The organism is Salipiger bermudensis HTCC2601 (assembly GCF_000153725.1).
Taxonomy (GTDB): domain Bacteria; phylum Pseudomonadota; class Alphaproteobacteria; order Rhodobacterales; family Rhodobacteraceae; genus Salipiger; species Salipiger bermudensis.
Genome location: NZ_DS022276.1, coordinates 3,900,226 through 3,916,088, shown reverse-complemented (window position 1 = coordinate 3,916,088; position 15,863 = coordinate 3,900,226). Strand labels below are relative to the sequence as shown.

The 15,863-nt window shown below is 66.9% G+C and carries 17 protein-coding genes; 11 read left to right on the top strand and 6 right to left on the bottom strand.

Going from position 1 to position 15,863, the window contains the following annotated elements:
- The first annotated feature begins 38 nt into the window (after positions 1–38).
- From R2601_RS18495 to R2601_RS18485, 3 genes are read left to right on the top strand one after another with little or no spacing between them, the layout of a single operon-like run.
- Positions 39–1,823 carry a sensor histidine kinase gene (locus R2601_RS18495; protein ID WP_007801112.1) on the top strand — a complete coding sequence of 595 codons (1,785 nt, stop codon included), beginning with the start codon at positions 39–41 and terminating at the stop codon, positions 1,821–1,823.
- The gene (locus tag R2601_RS18490) at positions 1,807–2,778 is read left to right on the top strand and encodes an amidoligase family protein (protein ID WP_007801110.1); all 972 of its coding nucleotides are present in this window, start codon (positions 1,807–1,809) and stop codon (positions 2,776–2,778) included. The genes R2601_RS18495 and R2601_RS18490 overlap by 17 nt, the downstream gene beginning before the upstream one ends.
- Positions 2,775–3,518: a gamma-glutamyl-gamma-aminobutyrate hydrolase family protein gene (locus R2601_RS18485; RefSeq protein WP_040544908.1), complete on the top strand. Its 744-nt coding sequence runs from the start codon at positions 2,775–2,777 to the stop codon at positions 3,516–3,518. The genes R2601_RS18490 and R2601_RS18485 overlap by 4 nt, the downstream gene beginning before the upstream one ends.
- A gap of 28 nt (positions 3,519–3,546) precedes the next feature.
- On the opposite strand, the gene R2601_RS18480 is transcribed toward R2601_RS18485, so the two are convergent.
- Positions 3,547–4,233: a PRC-barrel domain-containing protein gene (locus tag R2601_RS18480; RefSeq protein WP_007801107.1), complete on the bottom strand. Its 687-nt coding sequence runs from the start codon at positions 4,231–4,233 to the stop codon at positions 3,547–3,549.
- A 481-nt stretch (positions 4,234–4,714) separates the two neighbouring features.
- Between R2601_RS18480 and R2601_RS27075 the strand changes: the two genes are divergently transcribed.
- Genes R2601_RS27075 through R2601_RS18455 form a run of 8 tightly spaced genes read left to right on the top strand, consistent with a single transcriptional unit; the run spans position 4,715 to position 10,660 of the window.
- On the top strand, positions 4,715–4,864 hold the full coding sequence (locus R2601_RS27075) for a hypothetical protein (protein ID WP_007801103.1): 150 nt from the start codon (positions 4,715–4,717) through the stop codon (positions 4,862–4,864).
- On the top strand, positions 4,861–5,022 hold the full coding sequence (hemP, locus tag R2601_RS26105; RefSeq protein ID WP_007801101.1) for a hemin uptake protein HemP: 162 nt from the start codon (positions 4,861–4,863) through the stop codon (positions 5,020–5,022). Before R2601_RS27075 ends, hemP begins: the two co-directional genes overlap by 4 nt.
- A gap of 57 nt (positions 5,023–5,079) precedes the next feature.
- On the top strand, positions 5,080–6,339 hold the full coding sequence (locus R2601_RS18475) for an imelysin family protein (RefSeq protein ID WP_007801099.1): 1,260 nt from the start codon (positions 5,080–5,082) through the stop codon (positions 6,337–6,339).
- Positions 6,340–6,353: 14 nt separating this feature from the next.
- Positions 6,354–6,632: a (2Fe-2S)-binding protein gene (locus R2601_RS26100; protein ID WP_007801097.1), complete on the top strand. Its 279-nt coding sequence runs from the start codon at positions 6,354–6,356 to the stop codon at positions 6,630–6,632.
- Positions 6,598–7,083: a bacterioferritin gene (gene bfr, locus R2601_RS18470; protein WP_007801095.1), complete on the top strand. Its 486-nt coding sequence runs from the start codon at positions 6,598–6,600 to the stop codon at positions 7,081–7,083. Before R2601_RS26100 ends, bfr begins: the two co-directional genes overlap by 35 nt.
- Positions 7,055–8,599: a di-heme oxidoreductase family protein gene (locus R2601_RS18465; protein ID WP_007801093.1), complete on the top strand. Its 1,545-nt coding sequence runs from the start codon at positions 7,055–7,057 to the stop codon at positions 8,597–8,599. Before bfr ends, R2601_RS18465 begins: the two co-directional genes overlap by 29 nt.
- On the top strand, positions 8,600–9,583 hold the full coding sequence (locus R2601_RS18460; protein ID WP_007801092.1) for an imelysin family protein: 984 nt from the start codon (positions 8,600–8,602) through the stop codon (positions 9,581–9,583). It abuts the gene before it with no gap.
- A gap of 3 nt (positions 9,584–9,586) precedes the next feature.
- Positions 9,587–10,660, top strand: a complete 1,074-nt coding sequence (locus tag R2601_RS18455; protein WP_007801090.1) for a DUF1513 domain-containing protein — start codon at positions 9,587–9,589, stop codon at positions 10,658–10,660.
- A gap of 114 nt (positions 10,661–10,774) precedes the next feature.
- Here the strand turns inward: R2601_RS18455 and R2601_RS18450 are convergent, their stop codons facing one another.
- The 5 genes from R2601_RS18450 to R2601_RS18430 are packed head-to-tail and all read right to left on the bottom strand — an operon-like array spanning position 10,775 to position 15,769.
- The gene (locus tag R2601_RS18450; RefSeq protein WP_040545512.1) at positions 10,775–12,241 is read right to left on the bottom strand and encodes a mannitol dehydrogenase family protein; all 1,467 of its coding nucleotides are present in this window, start codon (positions 12,239–12,241) and stop codon (positions 10,775–10,777) included.
- Positions 12,242–12,255: 14 nt separating this feature from the next.
- Entirely contained in the window at positions 12,256–13,041 is a 786-nt protein-coding gene (locus R2601_RS18445) for an L-iditol 2-dehydrogenase (protein WP_007801087.1), read from the bottom strand.
- Positions 13,038–14,039, bottom strand: coding sequence for an ABC transporter ATP-binding protein (locus R2601_RS18440; protein ID WP_007801085.1), 1,002 nt, complete (start codon positions 14,037–14,039; stop codon positions 13,038–13,040). Before R2601_RS18440 ends, R2601_RS18445 begins: the two co-directional genes overlap by 4 nt.
- Before the next feature lie 19 nt (positions 14,040–14,058).
- Positions 14,059–14,889, bottom strand: a complete 831-nt coding sequence (locus R2601_RS18435) for a carbohydrate ABC transporter permease (RefSeq protein WP_007801083.1) — start codon at positions 14,887–14,889, stop codon at positions 14,059–14,061.
- A gap of 13 nt (positions 14,890–14,902) precedes the next feature.
- A complete protein-coding gene (locus tag R2601_RS18430; RefSeq protein WP_040544904.1) occupies positions 14,903–15,769 on the bottom strand; it encodes a carbohydrate ABC transporter permease in 867 nt (288 codons plus the stop codon).
- Between the last annotated feature and the right edge of the window lie 94 nt (positions 15,770–15,863).

The window sequence follows — 15,863 nt, the reverse complement described above, 5'->3', positions numbered from 1 at the left end:
TCTGGCCGGGGCAGACGACGAAAGACGAACGGGCAGGAATGATCGACAAAGCCTCGCCGCGCCTGCGCCCGATGGGTCTCGCAGCGCGCATGATCCTGTTTCTGTCGCTGGCGCTGGTGCCGATTGGCGTCGTGGCCTATTTTCAGACCGCGAAGTTGCAGGAAGAAACCCGGCTGCGTTCGCAGCTGTCGCTCGTGGCCCTGACCGAGGCCGGTGCGCTTGCCGAGCGCCAGACCGTGCTGCGTGCCCAGGGCGGCGCGCAGGCGCTTGGTGCCACGATGGGCCAAGAGGCGATGCTGGGCGGTGACCCGGCGACCTGCTCGGCGCGTCTGTCGTCCTACCTTGCCGCCTCGCCGGGATATTCCTTCGGGCTCGTGTTGACCGTGGATGGCAATGTACCGTGTCGCTCGGGTGATCAGGATATCGACATCGCAGATTTCCCGCGCCTGCAGGCCATCGTCGAAAACCCCGGCTCACGCGCCTGGCTGAACCCGAACGGTCCGATGAGCCGGCGTCCGGTGATTGTCGTGGCCGAGCCGTTCTTCCTTGGCGGAGAGCTTGCCGGCCACGTGTTGCTGTCGGTGCCCTCGGCGCTGTTCGCCGGCGACAGGGCGGGCGACGCGACCGGGCCCAGCGGTTTCGAGGACATCGTCACCTTCAACCAGGACGGCGAGCTCCTGACGGCGCGCAACGGTGTGTTGCAGGCCGCCGAGCACCTGCCCGCCGATCTGGACCTTGCGTCTCTGGCCGGGGCCAAGCCGCAGAGCTTCGCGGCGCGCAGCGTCGACGGAGAGACCCGGGTGTTCGCGGCGGCGCCTTTGGTGCCCGGCGTGGTCTATGCGCTTGGCATCTGGAGCTCGACGAATGCCGAAGCCGAGGCGATCACCGTCACCGGCATTGCCAAGGCATTGCCGCTTCTGATGTGGGCGGCCTCGGTGATCGTGGCTTTCCTCGCGGTGAACCGGCTGGTGATCCGTCACATCAAGCGGCTGTCGCGCCGGATGCGGATCTTTGCCCGCACCCGCCGCATCCCCGAGCATCGCACGCATCTCGAGATGCCGGCGGAACTGGCCGAGATGGAGGACGATTTCCTGGACATGGCCGACGCGATCCTGCGCGACGAGGCGCAGCAGGAGAACGCGCTGCGCGAAAAGACCATCCTGCTGAAGGAGGTTCACCACCGGGTGAAGAACAACCTCCAGCTCATTTCGTCGATCATGAACATGCAGATCCGCCAGTCGCGCGAACCCGAGACCAAGTTCGTGCTGCAGCGTCTTCAGGACCGCATCCGCAGCCTCGCCACGATCCACCGCAATCTGTACCAGACCGAGGATCTCGGCCATGTGGACGCGGGCGCGCTGCTGGTGGATCTGGTCGGGCAGATGACCGACATGACCGAGGTCGCGGGAGAGTCGATCAAGGTGACCACCGATCTCGAGCATATCGAGACCGTGCCGGACCAGGCGGTGCCGCTGTCGCTGCTGACCGCCGAGGCGCTGACCAACGCGATGAAATACGCCTCGCCGCCAGCGGGTCTGAGCCAGGCCGAGGTGTCCGTGCGCTTCCGCTACGAGGGCGGCGGCCGCGCGATGCTCGAGATCAGCAACAGCGTCGCGCCCGAAGGCCCGTCGGAACCCGAGATGCGGGTGGAACCGGCGGGGCTGGGCTCGCGTTTGATCCAGGCCTTCACCACGCAACTCGGCGGCTCTCTCACGCAGGAACGCCAGGCCGATGTCTACCGCGTCCACGTGGCCTTTGCGCTGAAGGATTTCGAAGCCGACGAGACCGTCCCGACCAAGGTGCCCAATGTCCCTGACTTCTGAGACCCCGCCCGAGCTGATCCCGCTGCCCCAGCCCTGCAATGCGTCGGGCGAGCCGCGCCGGGTCGGCGTCGAGGTGGAGTTCTCGGGGCTGACCGAGGAAAAGGCGGCGCGGGTGCTCGCGGATACGCTCGGCGGCGCCGCGAGCGAGGAGAAGCCGGGCAAGTGGTCGGTCACGGGAACTGGGCTCGGCGACTTCGAGTGCTATCTCGACAGCGCGCCGCTCAACAAGATGGACCGCGACGGCATCGGCAAATCGCTGCGCGAGCTGGCCCGCACCGTGGTCCCGGTCGAGATCGTCACCGATCCCATCGAAATCGACCAGATCCCGGCGCTCGACGAGGCGCTGGAGGCGCTGGCGAAGGCCGGCGCCACCGGCACGACCGGCGGCGTGCTGCTGGGGTTCGGTGTGCATTTCAATCCCGAGGCCGCGGCGCTGACCTTTGAGGCCATCGCGCCGGTGCTCACCGCCTATGCGCTGCTGGAGGATCACCTGCGCCGCAGCGCCGGCATCGACCTGTCGCGCCGGATGCTGCCCTGGGTCGATCCCTATCCGCGCAGCCTGATCGACCGGCTTGCGGCGGATGACGGGCCCTCTGACATGCGCGGGTTGATCGACACCTATCTCGAGCTTGCGCCGTCGCGCAATCACGGGCTCGACATGCTCTGCCTCTTCGCGCAGATCGACAAGGCCCGCGTCGCGCGGGTCATGGACATGGAGCAGATCCAGCCCCGTCCCACATATCACTGGCGCCTGCCGGACTGCCGCATCGACGAGCCGGGCTGGTCGCTTGCGCTCGAGTGGAACCGCTGGGCGCTGGTCGAGCGCGTTGCCGCCGACCGGGCGCTGCTGCAGCGGCTCAAGGTCGCGTGGCGCGAGCACCGCGACTCGCTGACCTCGATCCGCTCGGACTGGGCGCGTCGTGTCGCCATCATGCTCGAGAGCGCTGCACCTTGAGGCCGTTGATCGGTGTCACCGTCTCGCGCCGCTCGGGCTGGCGCGTGTTCCCGTTGATGGCGCTGGCGATCTGGCTCGCTGGCGGGCGCGCGCTGCGCTGGCAGGCGGGGTTTCGCAACGTTGATCTCGACGCGGTGCATGGCGTTGTGATCGGCGGCGGCGACGACATCGCGCCCACGCTCTACGGCGGCGAGCTTCGCCTTGGCGTGCGTCTCGACCCGGCGCGCGACGAGCTCGAATCCGGTGTGCTGCGCGGCGCCTTCGAGCGCCGGTTGCCGATCCTCGGCATCTGCCGCGGCTCGCAGATGCTCAATATCGTGCTGGGCGGAACGCTGCATCAGGACGCGTACCAAGTCTACGACTCGCGCCAGATCCGCACCATCCTGCCGCGCAAGAAGGTCGAGATCGGTGCCGACACGCTTCTGGCACGCTCGGCCAAGGCGCAGTGTCTCTATGTCAACGCCCTGCACAGTCAGGCTGTCGACCGTCTTGGCGAGGGGTTGCAGGTGGCTGCGCGCGACGATGGCGGCATGGTGCAGGCGATCGAGCGAATGAGCGATCCGTTCGCGCTGGGGGTGCAGTGGCACCCCGAGCACCTGATCTATCGGCGTGCCCACCGCCGACTGTTCCGCTCGCTCGTGGCAGCGGCCAAGGCAGGACGCGGCAAGGACGCGCAGGTCGCCGCGGCCGAGAAGGAGGCGCGCGAGGCCGCCGAACCGCTCTGGGGCGGCGCGGAATAGCGACCGCGAAAGCGGTCTGCGGCGCGCGTCAGGCGCGCGCCGGCTCCAGCAGATCCTCGGGCGAGGGCGCAGTGACAAGGTCGTGCTCGGCGAGATCAAGCACAAGATGCCCGCCCTTCGCCCCCGGAGCCCGGTGTGCCAGCGCCGAGAAGGGCAGCGCGTACTTCTTTCCTCCGAAGAACTTGCCGTCATCGACCACGAGATAGTCGATGCGGTTCGCCTCCGGATCGTAAAGCATGTCTCGCAGCGTGCCGATCTCGGCGTCGCGAGTGAACACCGTCCGGTCGCGCCAGCGGCTGAAGCGCTGGTGGCGGTCGATCACGGCCTCGGCGCGGGGATCGGTCTCGGTGCCGTCGGCGCGGGTGCCGAGGAAACCGCCAAGCGCGAGTGGCGCATGGGTCGCGCCGAACGGTCCAATCACCAGCGGCGGCATGGCGGTGAGCAGGGCGTCGAGATCCCGCGCATCGCCGCGCCAATGCGGCGCCTGCGCGAGCTCTTCGTCGCTGATCGCCACCGTCAGCCTGCGGTTCTCCGGGTCGGGCATTTCGAGCCTCGACGCCGCGGCGAGAGCCGAGCCGTCCTTGTCCGCCCGGGTGTGCAGCGCAAGGTGAGTGAGGTGGCGGGTCGCAGGATCGAACAAAACGTCGCTCAGGGTCCCGGTCTGGTCACCGGTCTGCACGGGCCAGGAGAGCAGGTCGGTCAGACTGTAGAGCATGGTGCCTCCGCATCGGCTACAATTTGCCTAAACAACCCGTGAGACGCCGGAATAGTTCCGGAACCGACTCCTCGCGTAACGGGTTGATGACCTGAACATCGAATGGAGATAGCCATGACCGCCGATATCTTTGTCGCGGGGTTGGCCGGTCTCACGGTGATAGCGGTATTGATCTACGCGCTCACAAGTGCGCGGGATCGCGACAGGGACACGCGCTAATCAGCGGACCGGTCCATCCTGCAGGGCGGAGCAGCCGGAAAACCGGCGCTCCGCCCTTTCCATGTACACCGCCACGCCTGCCGCAGAGTGCCTTCTCGGTGTCCAACCTCCCGCCGGACCGAGAAAAAATTGCGCCTTCGGAAAGCCGACTTAAATTGTCGGATTGACTTATCCGATTCTTTTGCTCAGAAAAGATCACATCCAGCCACCCTGCCTCTGTGTCGGGGCAGCCCGATAGCAAAGCGACATACGGAGGCTGAGAATGTCCGAGACCCGAACCCGCGCGGAGGCAGCCGCCCCGCGCCAAGACAGCAAGGATCTGATTTCCCTGGTGATAGGGGGGCTCTGGCCTGCGGAAGCAAGCCTCGAGTCGCTGCTCGACCGGATCGAAACGAGGGAGATCGCCAGATGATGGAAACGAAGTTCAACGCCGAGTCCGCCGTGCCCGCCCTGCCGCGTCACGTGGCCCGGGCCCTTACCGCAGGTGGCAACATCGCCGAGATCGAGCTTGACGGGCAGGTCTACACGCTGCGGATCACCAAGGCCGGCAAGCTGATCCTGACCAAGTAAGCCATCGTAAGCCAACAAGAAACCGTCTCAAAAACGACACGCCAACGAGGACAGACCATGAAGTTCACCACCTCCACCGCGCTCGCGCTGCTGCTCGCCGCGCCGGCCTTTGCCGCGACCGAGAAATCCGCCGTGCTCGACACCTATGCGGACATCGCCCATGCCGGCTACGAGGACAGCCTGATCACCGCGCAGGCTCTGCAAGAGGCCGTCGACGCGCTGATCGCCGAGCCGTCGGAAGAGACGCTGACCGCCGCCCGCGAGGCGTGGCTCGCATCGCGCAACCCCTACCAGCAGACCGAGGTCTACCGTTTCGGGAACGCCATCGTCGACGATTGGGAAGGCAAGGTGAACGCGTGGCCGCTCGATGAGGGCCTGATCGACTATGTCGATGACTCCTATGGCGGCGCGACCGACGAAAACGAGTACGCCGCGCTCAACATCATCGCCAACCCGAGCGTGACGCTGGCGGGGCAGGAGGTCGACGCCTCCGAGATCACGCCCACGCTCATCGCCGACACGCTGAACGAGGCCGACGGCATCGAGACCAACGTGGCGCGCGGCTATCACGCCATCGAGTTCCTGCTCTGGGGACAGGACCTCAATGGCACCGAGCCCGGGGCCGGCGAGCGCCCCTATACGGACTACGTGACCGGCGAAGAGTGCACCGGCGGCAATTGCGACCGCCGCGCCGATTACCTCAAGGCGGCCACCGATCTGCTGGTCTCGGACCTCGAGGAGATGGTCGCGGCCTGGGGCGAAGGCGGCGAGGCCCGCGAGACGGTCATGGAAGATGAGAATGCGGGCATCGTGGCGATGCTGACCGGCATGGGCTCTCTCTCCTATGGCGAGCAGGCCGGTGAGCGGATGCGCCTTGGCCTGATGCTCAACGACCCCGAGGAAGAGCATGACTGCTTTTCGGACAACACCCACAACTCGCATTACTACGACGGCAAGGGCATCCAGAACGTCTATCTGGGCTCCTACACCCGTGTCGACGGCTCGACCGTCGAGGGGGCGTCGCTGTCGGATCTCGTGGCCGAGACCGATGCCGCGCTCGACGAGGAGATGAAGGCCAAGCTCGACACCACCATGGCGGCGCTCGGCGCCATCAAGGAGGCGGCCGAGGGCGGCTTTGCCTATGACCAGATGCTCGCGCTTGGTGACGAGAAGGGCGAAGAGCTGATCATGGGCGGCGTCAACGGTCTCATCGACCAGACCCGCAGCATCGAGCGTGTCGTCTCGACGCTGGATCTGTCGGACGTCGCCTTCGAGGGCTCGGACAGCCTCGACGACCCCAACGCCGTCTTCCAGTAACAGGACCCCTCACGATGATCGTCTGCAGCTGTCAGGGTATCTCGGATCGCGACATCCATGCCGCCATCGACTGGATGCGCGCCGCCGACGCGCGGACGATCATCACCCCCGGCAAGATTTATCATGCCCTCGGAAAAGCGGCCGATTGCGGAGGCTGCATGCCGCTTTTCTTGCAAACCATGCGCGCAAACGACAATCTCGAAGTACCCATGGAACTTCGTGGGCTGAGAAGCCGCGGACAAACAAAGGAAAAGCGCAATGAAGGGCGACGAAAAGGTCATCGAGTACCTTAACAAGGCACTCCGCTCCGAGCTTACCGCCGTCAGCCAATACTGGCTGCATTACCGTCTTCAGGAGGACTGGGGCCTTGGCCACATGGCCAAGAAGAGCCGCGAGGAAAGCATCGAAGAGATGCACCACGCGGACAAGCTGATCACCCGGATCATCTTTCTCGGCGGTCACCCGAACCTGCAGAAGCTCGATCCGCTTCGCATCGGGCAGGACCCGAAAGAGACGCTCGAGGCGGATCTGGCCGCCGAGCACGAGGCCCGCACGCTCTATATCGAGGCGCGCGAGCACTGCGAGAAGGTCGGCGACTATGTCAGCAAGAACCTCTTCGAGGAGTTGATCGCCGACGAGGAAGGCCATATCGACTTCCTTGAAACACAACTTGAACTTTATGAACGGGTCGGTGACGAACGCTATGCGGTCATCAATGCGATGCCAATGGACGAGGCCGAGTAAGCTCGCCCTCTGCGCCGCCCTGGTCTGGGGCGGCGCTTCCCTTTCCGCCGAGACGCCGCTGCATGGTCTTGGCGATCCCCATCTCTCCCTCATTCCCCGCTCTGATGACGAGCGCGCCCGCGTCGCCGATGCGACCGCGCTGCCGCGCGATTTCGCCACTTCAGAGCCTTACGAGGCGCTGCCTGCGGGCGCGGGCACGGTGCCGGTGCGCCGCGACGATCGCGGCTTTGCGCAGCCGGCGACGAACCTGCCAGAGGCGCGGCTGATGGAGTTCACACTTGGCGATGCGCTTTTCCAGAAGCTCTGGACCTCGTCGCCGTCCTCGACGCTGGCCTCCGACGGGCTGGGGCCGCTCTACAACGCCCGCAGCTGCGAGGCCTGCCACGTGCGTGACGGGCGCGGCCATGCGCCGGAGGGGCCTGGCGACACCGCCGTGTCGATGTTCCTGCGCGTCTCGGTGCCCGCCGATCCCGGGGACGAGATGCCCGCCATCGCCGACTGGATCGCCACCGCGCCGGACCCGGTCTATGGCGAGCAGTTGCAGGACATCGCGACCGTCGGGCATCCGGCGGAATACCGGCTCGATGTGAGCTACGAGGAAATCGAGGTGCCGCTCGCGGGCGGTGAGACCGCGTCGCTGCGCAAGCCCACCTACAGGGCGACGGATCTGGGCTATGGCCCTCTGGGCGAGGGCGCGATGCTGAGCCCGCGGGTGGCGCCGCAAATGATCGGGCTCGGCCTGCTCGAGGCGATCCCGGTCGAAGACATCCTTGCCAATGCCGATCCCGAGGACGCCGACGGCGACGGCATCTCGGGCCGACCGGCGATCGTCTGGTCGCGCGAGCATGACCGCGCGATGCTGGGTCGGTTCGGCTGGAAGGGCGGCGAGCCCACGGTGCGCGAGCAGAGCGCCTCGGCCTTTGCCGGCGATATCGGCATCGCGACGCCGCTGCGCCCCGAGCTCTGGGGCGATTGCACCGAGGCGCAGCGCGCCTGTCGCCGTGCCCCGCATGGCGGTGACATGGACGGGTTTGAGATCTCGGCCGAGGCCTTTGACACGGTGGTCTACTACACCGCCAATCTCGGCGTGCCGGCGCGGCGCGATATCGACGATCCGCAGGTGCTGTCTGGCAAGCAGGTGTTCCACGACAGCGGCTGCGCCAGTTGCCACAGGCCGAAATTCGTCACCGCCCGGCTCGAGGATCGGCCCGAGCACAGCTTCCAGTTGATCTGGCCCCATACCGACCTGCTGCTGCACGACATGGGCGAGGGGCTCGCCGATCACCGCCCCGAGGGCCGCGCCACGGGGCGCGAGTGGAAGACGCCACCGCTCTGGGGCATCGGCTTGACCGAGAGGATCTCGGGGCATACCACCTTTCTGCATGACGGGCGCGCCCGGTCGCTTCTCGAGGCCATCCTCTGGCACGGGGGCGAGGCCCAGGCCGCCCGCGATGCGGTCGTCTCGCTGGCGCCCGCCGCCCGCGCCGACCTGATCCGCTACCTGGAAAGTCTCTGAATGCGTTATTCCCTGCTGTGTTGCGCCCTTTTCTCCGCCAGCCAAGCCGTGGCCGGGGTCGAGGAGGCGCTGAGCGACCATATCCTGCCCGGCTACGCGGGCTTTGCCGAGGCGGCGGAGGTGCTGGCGGTGACCGCCGAGGCCGATTGCACGCCCGCGGCGCTGCGCGATCCGTGGAACGCCGCCTTCGACGCCTGGACCGAGATCGGCGACGTTCGCATGGGCCCGTCCGAGACCGGGGCGCTGTCGGTGGCCTTCTGGCCCGACACGCGAGGTTTCACGCCCAAGACCTTGTCGCGGCTTATTTCTTCGCAAGAAGAGGTTGGCACAGATCCGACCGATTTTGCCGAAGTCTCGATCGCCGCGCGCGGGCTCTTCGCGCTTGAGCGGATGCTCTATGACGACCAGTTCGCCGGCTACGAAGCGGACAGCTACGCCTGTACGCTTGTGCAGACCATCAGCGCCGATCTCGCCAACCAGGCGCAGGCGCTCGAGGCCGGCTGGCGCGAGGGCTATGCCGAGGTGCTGCGGAGCGCCGGGCAGGAGGGCAACGCCACCTATCTCAGCGAAGACGAGGCGCTGACGGCGCTTTACACGCAGGTGCTCTCGAGCCTCGAGTTCACCGCCGACAGCCGGCTTGGCCGTCCGCTCGGGACCTTCGAGCGCCCGCGCCCGACCCGGGCCGAGGCGTGGCGATCGGAGCGCGCGCTGCGCAACGTCCGGCTCTATGCCGACGCGGCAAGTGCCTTCGCGCATACGCTGGCCGATTGGGAGTTGCCGCTCACCGAGGATGCGCTGGCGCGGCTGCACGACGTGGCAGACCGCGTCGAGGATCCGGCGCTGCAGGACATCGACGACCCCTCCGCGCGGCTGCGGCTGGAAATCGTGCAGCAGCACGTGCGCGCCCTGCACGACGCCATCGAGCAGGAGATCGGCGTGCCGCTCGGGCTGACGCCGGGCTTCAACTCGCAAGACGGAGACTGACCCATGACCACCCGCCGCACGTTTCTCGCCAGCCTGCTTGCCGCTTCGGCCACGCCCGCGGTGGGCTGGGCGGCGGTGGGCGATCCGACCTACCTCGCCGCCGCCAAGCTGGCCAATGGCAGCTACATGCTGGCCGGGCTGCGCGAGGACGGCTCGACCGCCTTCAGCGTGCCATTGCCGGCCCGTGGTCACGCCGCCAGCGCCCATCCCAAGCGCGCCGAGGCGGTGGGCTTCGCGCGCCGGCCCGGCACCTATGCGCTGGTGGTCGATTGCCGCGATGGCGAGGTGCTGCACCGTCTGGCACCGCCCGCCGACCGGCAGTTCAATGGCCACGGCACCTTCTCGCCCGATGGCAGCCTGCTTTACACCGTCGAGCAGGCGGTGGAGGACAGCGCCGGCCATATCGGCATCTGGGACGCGGCTGCGGGTTACGCGCGCATCGGCGAATTCGCCAGCCACGGAGTCGGCCCGCATGACCTGCGGGTGATGCCGGATCATCAGACGCTGGTGATCGCCAATGGAGGCATCCAGACCGACAAGTGGGACCGCGCCAAGCTCAACACCGACACCATGCGCCCGAACCTTGTCTACACCGCGCTCGACGGGACATTGCTGGAAAGCCGCGAACTGCCGGACTTCCACCAGAACTCGATCCGCCATCTGGCGCTGCGCGACGACGGCCTCGTGGGCTTTGCGATGCAGTGGGAAGGCGAGCCGGGCATGGCGCCGCCGCTGCTGGCGCTGCACCGGCGCGGCGAAGAGCTGGTGATCTGCGAAGCGCCGCTCGGGGACGAGCTGGGGATGGACGGCTATGCCGGGTCGGTGGCGTTCTCGGGCGATGGCTCGGAGATCGCCATCACCTCGCCGCGCGGCGGCCGGATCCACCGGTTTTCGGACAGCGGGCGCTTTCTCGGCGCGGTGTCGCGCGCCGATGTCTGCGGCATCGCCTCCCACGCCGGCGGCTACATGGCGAGCGACGGGCTGGGCGGCGTGCTGCTGGTCGGCCCGGAGGGCGCGCGCCCATTGGCGCGGGCAGAGGCGGCCTGGGACAACCACCTGGTGCCGATCGCTGTCTAGCTTGGCGGGCAACGGGGCAGGGGCGCTGCCCCTCTTGCCCCGGACTTTGTCCGGGGCAATTCACCCCGAGGTATTTTTGAACCAGAGAAGAGGCGGGCCTTGGCGCGGGCGCCGTCAGTCCGCGAGGTAGGCTTCGAGGGTCTTTTGCACGCTGTCGGCCCAGAGGCGGTCGAGCCAGCCGCCGAACAGCGCGGCGAAGTGCGGGTTCGTCGCGAGATCGCCGTAAACCGTGCGTTGCTCGAGCCAGGCTGCCGGGCGGGTCTTGGCCTCGGCCGAGAGCGCGACCAGACGGTCCCAGTCGGGATCGTTCGGGGCGATCTCGCTGCCATCCTCGAAATGCCCGGCACAGTAGCGGCACCAGAGCGCGGACTCGAGCGCCAGCCCGGTGACGGAGGCGCCCGATTTCAGCCCGTCGAGGATCGAGGGCACGATGAACTTTGGCTGCCGGTTCGAGCCGTCGAGGCAGAGTCGCCGCGTTGTGTCCTTCACCGCAGGGTTGGAGAAGCGCTCGTCGATCAGCTCGAGATATTCGGCGGGCGTGAAGTCGGGCACCGGGTGCACATGCGGCAGCACCTCTTGCTCCTCGACCTTGCGCAGGAAGGCGTGCACCAGCGGATGGGCCATGGCCTCGTCGACCAGGTCGCAGCCCAGGAGCGCGCCGGCATAGGCGATGATGGCATGACCGCCATTGAGGATGCGGATCTTCATCCGTTCGTATTCGTGCACCTTGTCGGTGAACGTCACGCCGACCTCCTCCAGCGCCGGGCGGCCCTGCGGGAAATTGTCCTCGAGCACCCATTGCCGGAACGGCTCGCAGGTCACCGGGACCGGATCCTCGAGGCCGAACTCGGCGGCCAGCGCGCGCTCGGCCTCGCCGGTGGCGGGGGTGATGCGGTCGACCATCGAGTTGGGGAAGGCCACGTTGGCGGCGATCCAGTCGGCGAGCGCCGGGTCGGAGCGGCGGGCGGTGCCGGTGACCGCGTCGCGGGTCACGTCGCCATTGCCGGGGATGTTGTCGCAGCTCATCACCGTGAAGGGGGGCTGGCCGGCCGCGCGCCGCGCCTTTAGGGCGGCGACGATGGCGCCGAAGACCGTCTTCGGGGCTTCGGGGCTCTCACCATCGGCGACGATGTCGGGATGGCTCGGGTCGAAGGTCGCGGTGGTGGGATCGACGTAATAGCCGCCCTCGGTCACGGTGAGCGACACGATGCGGGTGGCCGGATCGGTCATCTTGGCGATCAGCGGCGCGTTGGCCGGGTCGACCTCGACGAAATCGATCATCGCGCCGATGATGCGCGGGCGATCGCCGGCGGGCGAGCGCTCGATCACCGTCGAGAGACAGTCCTGTGCCTTGAGCGCCTCGCGCATCCGCCCGTCCGGAGCGCGGACCCCGGCCCCGGTGATGGCCCAGTCGTGATCGCGGCCCGTGGCGAAGAGATCGTCGAGATAGACCGCCTGATGGGCGCGGTGAAAGTTGCCAAGGCCCACATGCACGATGCCGTGGCTGAGCGCGCTGCGGTCATAGCCGGGGCAGGCGACACGCTGGTCGAGCGTGCCGAGGGTTTCGGTGTCGAGTTTCATTTTGATCGCCTCCGTCAGCTCATCCACTGACCGCCGTCCACGTTGTAGCACTGGGCGACGATGTACTCGGCCTCGTCCGAGGCCAGGAAAATTGCCATGCCCGTCAGGTCCTCGGCGGTGCCCATCCGGCCATAGGGGACGGCCGCGCCGACCTCCTGCTTCTTCTGCCCCGGCGCCTTGCCCTCGTGCTTGGCGAAGAAGGCGTCGACCCCGTCCCAGTGCTCGCCATCGACGACGCCGGGGGCAATCGCGTTGACGTTGATGCCGTGCTCGATGAGGTTGAGCCCGGCGCTCTGGGTGAGCGAGATCACCGCCGCCTTGGTGGCGCAGTAGACCGCCACCAGCGGCTCGCCGCGGCGCCCGGCCTGCGAGGCCATGTTGATGATCCGGCCCTGGACGCCCTGCGCGATCATGTGGCGCGCCACCGCCTGCAGGGTGAAGAGCGTGCCGCCGACATTGATGTCGAAGACGCGGATGTAGTCCTCTCGGGTGATCTCGGTGATCGGCGCCGCAGTGAACAGCGCGGCGTTGTTGACCAGGATGTCGATCCGGCCGAGCCGCGCCACGGTCTCGGCCACGGTCTCGGCCACGGCAGCGTCGATGCTCTCCTGTCGGGTGACGTCCATCTCGACCGCGATGGCGGCCTCACCGAGCGCGGCGGCGGTCTCGCGGGCGCGCTCGATATTGATGTCGGCAATCGCCACCTTGGCGCCCTCGGCGATGTAGGCCTTGGCGAAGGCGGCCCCGATGCCGCGGGCGGCGCCGGTGATCAGCGCGCATTTGCCGGCAAGACGGGTCATGCCCGCAGGCCCTGCTCGTTGAAGCGGTGGATCTTGTCCGCTTCCGGCGTCAGGAAGATCCGGTCGCCATGCTTGACCGGAAGCTCGCCATCGACGCGCACGGTGACGGTGTCGGCAAGGCCGGTCTGGTGCACGTGCAGGAAGGTGTCGGAGCCCAGATGTTCGGCCACGCCGACCACGCCCTCCCAGGTGCCGGCCTCGGTCGAGGCAGAAATGTGCTCGGGGCGGACGCCGATCTTGGCGGCCCCGTGCTGCTGGGCCGGGTTGCCGCCGAAGATGTTCATCTTGGGGCTGCCGATGAAGCCCGCCACGAACTCGTTTCGCGGTTCGCGGTAGAGCTCCAGCGGGCTGCCCACCTGCTCGATATTGCCGGCGCGCAGCACCACGATCTTGTCGGCCATGGTCATCGCCTCGACCTGGTCGTGGGTGACGTAGATCATCGTGGTGGCGAGGCGCTTGTGCAGCTCCATGATCTCGAGCCGCATGCCCACCCGCAGAGCCGCGTCGAGGTTCGACAGCGGCTCGTCGAACAGGAAGGCCGAGGGCTCGCGCACGATGGCGCGTCCGATGGCGACGCGCTGGCGCTGGCCGCCCGAGAGCTGGCCAGGGCGGCGGTCGAGATAGTCGGTGAGGTTGAGCGCCTTGGCAGCACTGTCGATGCGGCGCTTCTGCTCGTCCTCGGGGATGCCCGCCATCTTCATCGGGAAGGCGATGTTCTTGCGCACCGACATGTGCGGATAGAGCGCGTAGCTCTGGAACACCATCGCCAGCCGGCGCTGCGCCGGGGGCATCCGCGTGGCGTCGTCGCCGTCGATGCGAATCTGGCCGGAGGTGACATCCTCGAGCCCGGCGATCAGCCGCAGCAGTGTGGACTTGCCGCAGCCCGAGGGGCCGACGAAGACCACGAACTCGCCATCATTGATGGTCAGGTCGAGCGGCGGGATGACGTTCACTTCACCGAAGCTCTTGGTCACCTTGTCGAGTGTGATGCGTCCCATGAGAGGTCCTCCCGTTTTCTTATTTCACCGCGCCGAAGGTCAGGCCGCGGACGAGTTGTTTCTGGCTGAACCAGCCCATGATGAGGATCGGCGCGATGGCCATTGTGGAAGCCGCCGAGAGCTTGGCGTAGAACAAGCCCTCGGGGCTGGAGTAGGACGCTATGAAGGCCGTGAGTGGTGCTGCCTTGGCGGCAGTGAGGTTGAGCGTCCAGAAGGCTTCGTTCCAGGCGAGGATGAAGTTGAGCAGCAGGGTCGAGGCGATGCCCGGGACCGCCATCGGGGTCAGGACATAGAGGATCTCGTCCCGCAGCGAGGCGCCATCCATGCGGGCCGCTTCAAGGATCTCGCCGGGGATTTCCCGAAAGTAGGTGTAGAGCATCCATACGATGATCGGCAGGTTGATCAGCATCAGCACGAGGGTCAGGCCGATCTTGGTGTCGAGCAGGCCCAGCCGGATGAACAGCAGGTAGATCGGGTAGAGCACGCCCACCGCCGGCAGCATCTTGGTGCTGAGCATCCACAGCAGGATGTCCTTGGTGCGCGGCGAGGGCACGAAGGCCATCGACCAGGCCGCCGGGATCGCCACGATCAGGCCAAGCAGGGTGGAGCCGCCGGCGATGAAGATCGAGTTCCACAGGAACTGTGCGTAATCCGAACGCTGCATCACGGCGGCGTAGTTCTCGGTGGTCCAATCGAAGAACAGGAAGACCGGCGGATCGGCGATGGCGGTGGCCTCGGTCTTGAAACTGGTCAGGATGGTCCACAGGATCGGGAAGAAGATCAGCAGACCGACGGTCCATGCGGCGACGGTGTTGAGCGCCTTGCGTTGGGTGGTGACTGCGCGTGCCATGTCTGGTCCCTCCTCAGGCGTCCAGGTTCTTGCCGACGATCCGCATCAGGAAGATCGCGATGATGTTTGCGAGGATCACGGCGTAGATGCCGCCGGCGCTGCCAAGGCCCACGTTCTGGCTCTCGAGGACGCGCTGGTAGATCAGGTAGGTGAGGGTGCGGGTTCCGAAGCTGCCTTGGGTGGTGACGAAGATCTCGGCGAAGATGCCCAGCAGGAAGATCGTCTGGATCAGCAGCACGATGGTGATCGCCCGGCTCAGGTGCGGCAGGATGATGTAGATGAAGCGCGAGCGCCACGGCGCGCCGTCCATCTCGGCGGCTTCGATCTGCTCGCTGTCGAGCGACTGGATCGCGGTCAGCAGGATCAGCGTGGCGAAGGGCAGCCACTGCCACGACACGATCATGATGATCGAGGGCAGGGAGGCCTGGCTCAGCCACTGGATCGGCTCGGCGCCGAAGAATTGCCAAAGATGAGCGAAGAGGCCGTTCACCGGGTCCATGAACATGTTCTTCCAGACCAGCGCCGAGACGGTGGGCATGACGAAGAACGGCGCGATCACGAGGATGCGGACGATGCCCTGTCCCCACATCGGCTGGTCGAGCAGCAGCGCCAGGGCGATGCCGAAGGCGATGGTGATGACGAGAACCCCGCCTACGATGATCAGCGTCGCCCAGATGCTGGGCCAGAAGGCCGAGGAGGTGACGAAGCGGATGTAGTTCTCGAAGCCGACCCATCCGAGGTCACCGCCGCGCAGCGGCAGGTATTTCTTGAACGAGAAGACCAGTGTCATGGTCAGCGGCACCAGCATCCAGCCGAGCAGCAGGATCACGGCGGGCGCCAACATCAATCGGGCGGCAGATCGAGCGTGCTGGGTCGCCATGGCATACCTCCTTGGAGCGCGGACAGCGGGTCCGCCGGGGCGGGACGCGACAGCAGCTGCCGGTCACGCGGTCTTGGTTGGGGAAAGTGGGAGG

Excerpts from the sequence above, each read along its gene's own strand:
- R2601_RS18480 (WP_007801107.1), bottom strand. The coding sequence starts at position 4,233 with ATGCTCTACAGTCTGACCGACCTGCTCTCCTGGCCCGTGCAGACCGGT.
- R2601_RS18455 (WP_007801090.1), top strand. The coding sequence starts at position 9,587 with ATGACCACCCGCCGCACGTTTCTCGCCAGCCTGCTTGCCGCTTCGGCC.
- R2601_RS18490 (WP_007801110.1), top strand. The coding sequence starts at position 1,807 with ATGTCCCTGACTTCTGAGACCCCGCCCGAGCTGATCCCGCTGCCCCAG.
- R2601_RS26100 (WP_007801097.1), top strand. The coding sequence starts at position 6,354 with ATGATCGTCTGCAGCTGTCAGGGTATCTCGGATCGCGACATCCATGCC.
- R2601_RS18460 (WP_007801092.1), top strand. The coding sequence starts at position 8,600 with ATGCGTTATTCCCTGCTGTGTTGCGCCCTTTTCTCCGCCAGCCAAGCC.
- R2601_RS18465 (WP_007801093.1), top strand. The coding sequence starts at position 7,055 with ATGCGATGCCAATGGACGAGGCCGAGTAAGCTCGCCCTCTGCGCCGCC.
- R2601_RS18435 (WP_007801083.1), bottom strand. The coding sequence starts at position 14,889 with ATGGCACGCGCAGTCACCACCCAACGCAAGGCGCTCAACACCGTCGCC.
- bfr (WP_007801095.1), top strand. The coding sequence starts at position 6,598 with ATGAAGGGCGACGAAAAGGTCATCGAGTACCTTAACAAGGCACTCCGC.
- R2601_RS18495 (WP_007801112.1), top strand. The coding sequence starts at position 39 with ATGATCGACAAAGCCTCGCCGCGCCTGCGCCCGATGGGTCTCGCAGCG.
- R2601_RS18430 (WP_040544904.1), bottom strand. The coding sequence starts at position 15,769 with ATGGCGACCCAGCACGCTCGATCTGCCGCCCGATTGATGTTGGCGCCC.
- R2601_RS18450 (WP_040545512.1), bottom strand. The coding sequence starts at position 12,241 with ATGAAACTCGACACCGAAACCCTCGGCACGCTCGACCAGCGTGTCGCC.
- R2601_RS18440 (WP_007801085.1), bottom strand. The coding sequence starts at position 14,039 with ATGGGACGCATCACACTCGACAAGGTGACCAAGAGCTTCGGTGAAGTG.
- hemP (WP_007801101.1), top strand. The coding sequence starts at position 4,861 with ATGATGGAAACGAAGTTCAACGCCGAGTCCGCCGTGCCCGCCCTGCCG.
- R2601_RS18475 (WP_007801099.1), top strand. The coding sequence starts at position 5,080 with ATGAAGTTCACCACCTCCACCGCGCTCGCGCTGCTGCTCGCCGCGCCG.
- R2601_RS18445 (WP_007801087.1), bottom strand. The coding sequence starts at position 13,041 with ATGACCCGTCTTGCCGGCAAATGCGCGCTGATCACCGGCGCCGCCCGC.
- R2601_RS27075 (WP_007801103.1), top strand. The coding sequence starts at position 4,715 with ATGTCCGAGACCCGAACCCGCGCGGAGGCAGCCGCCCCGCGCCAAGAC.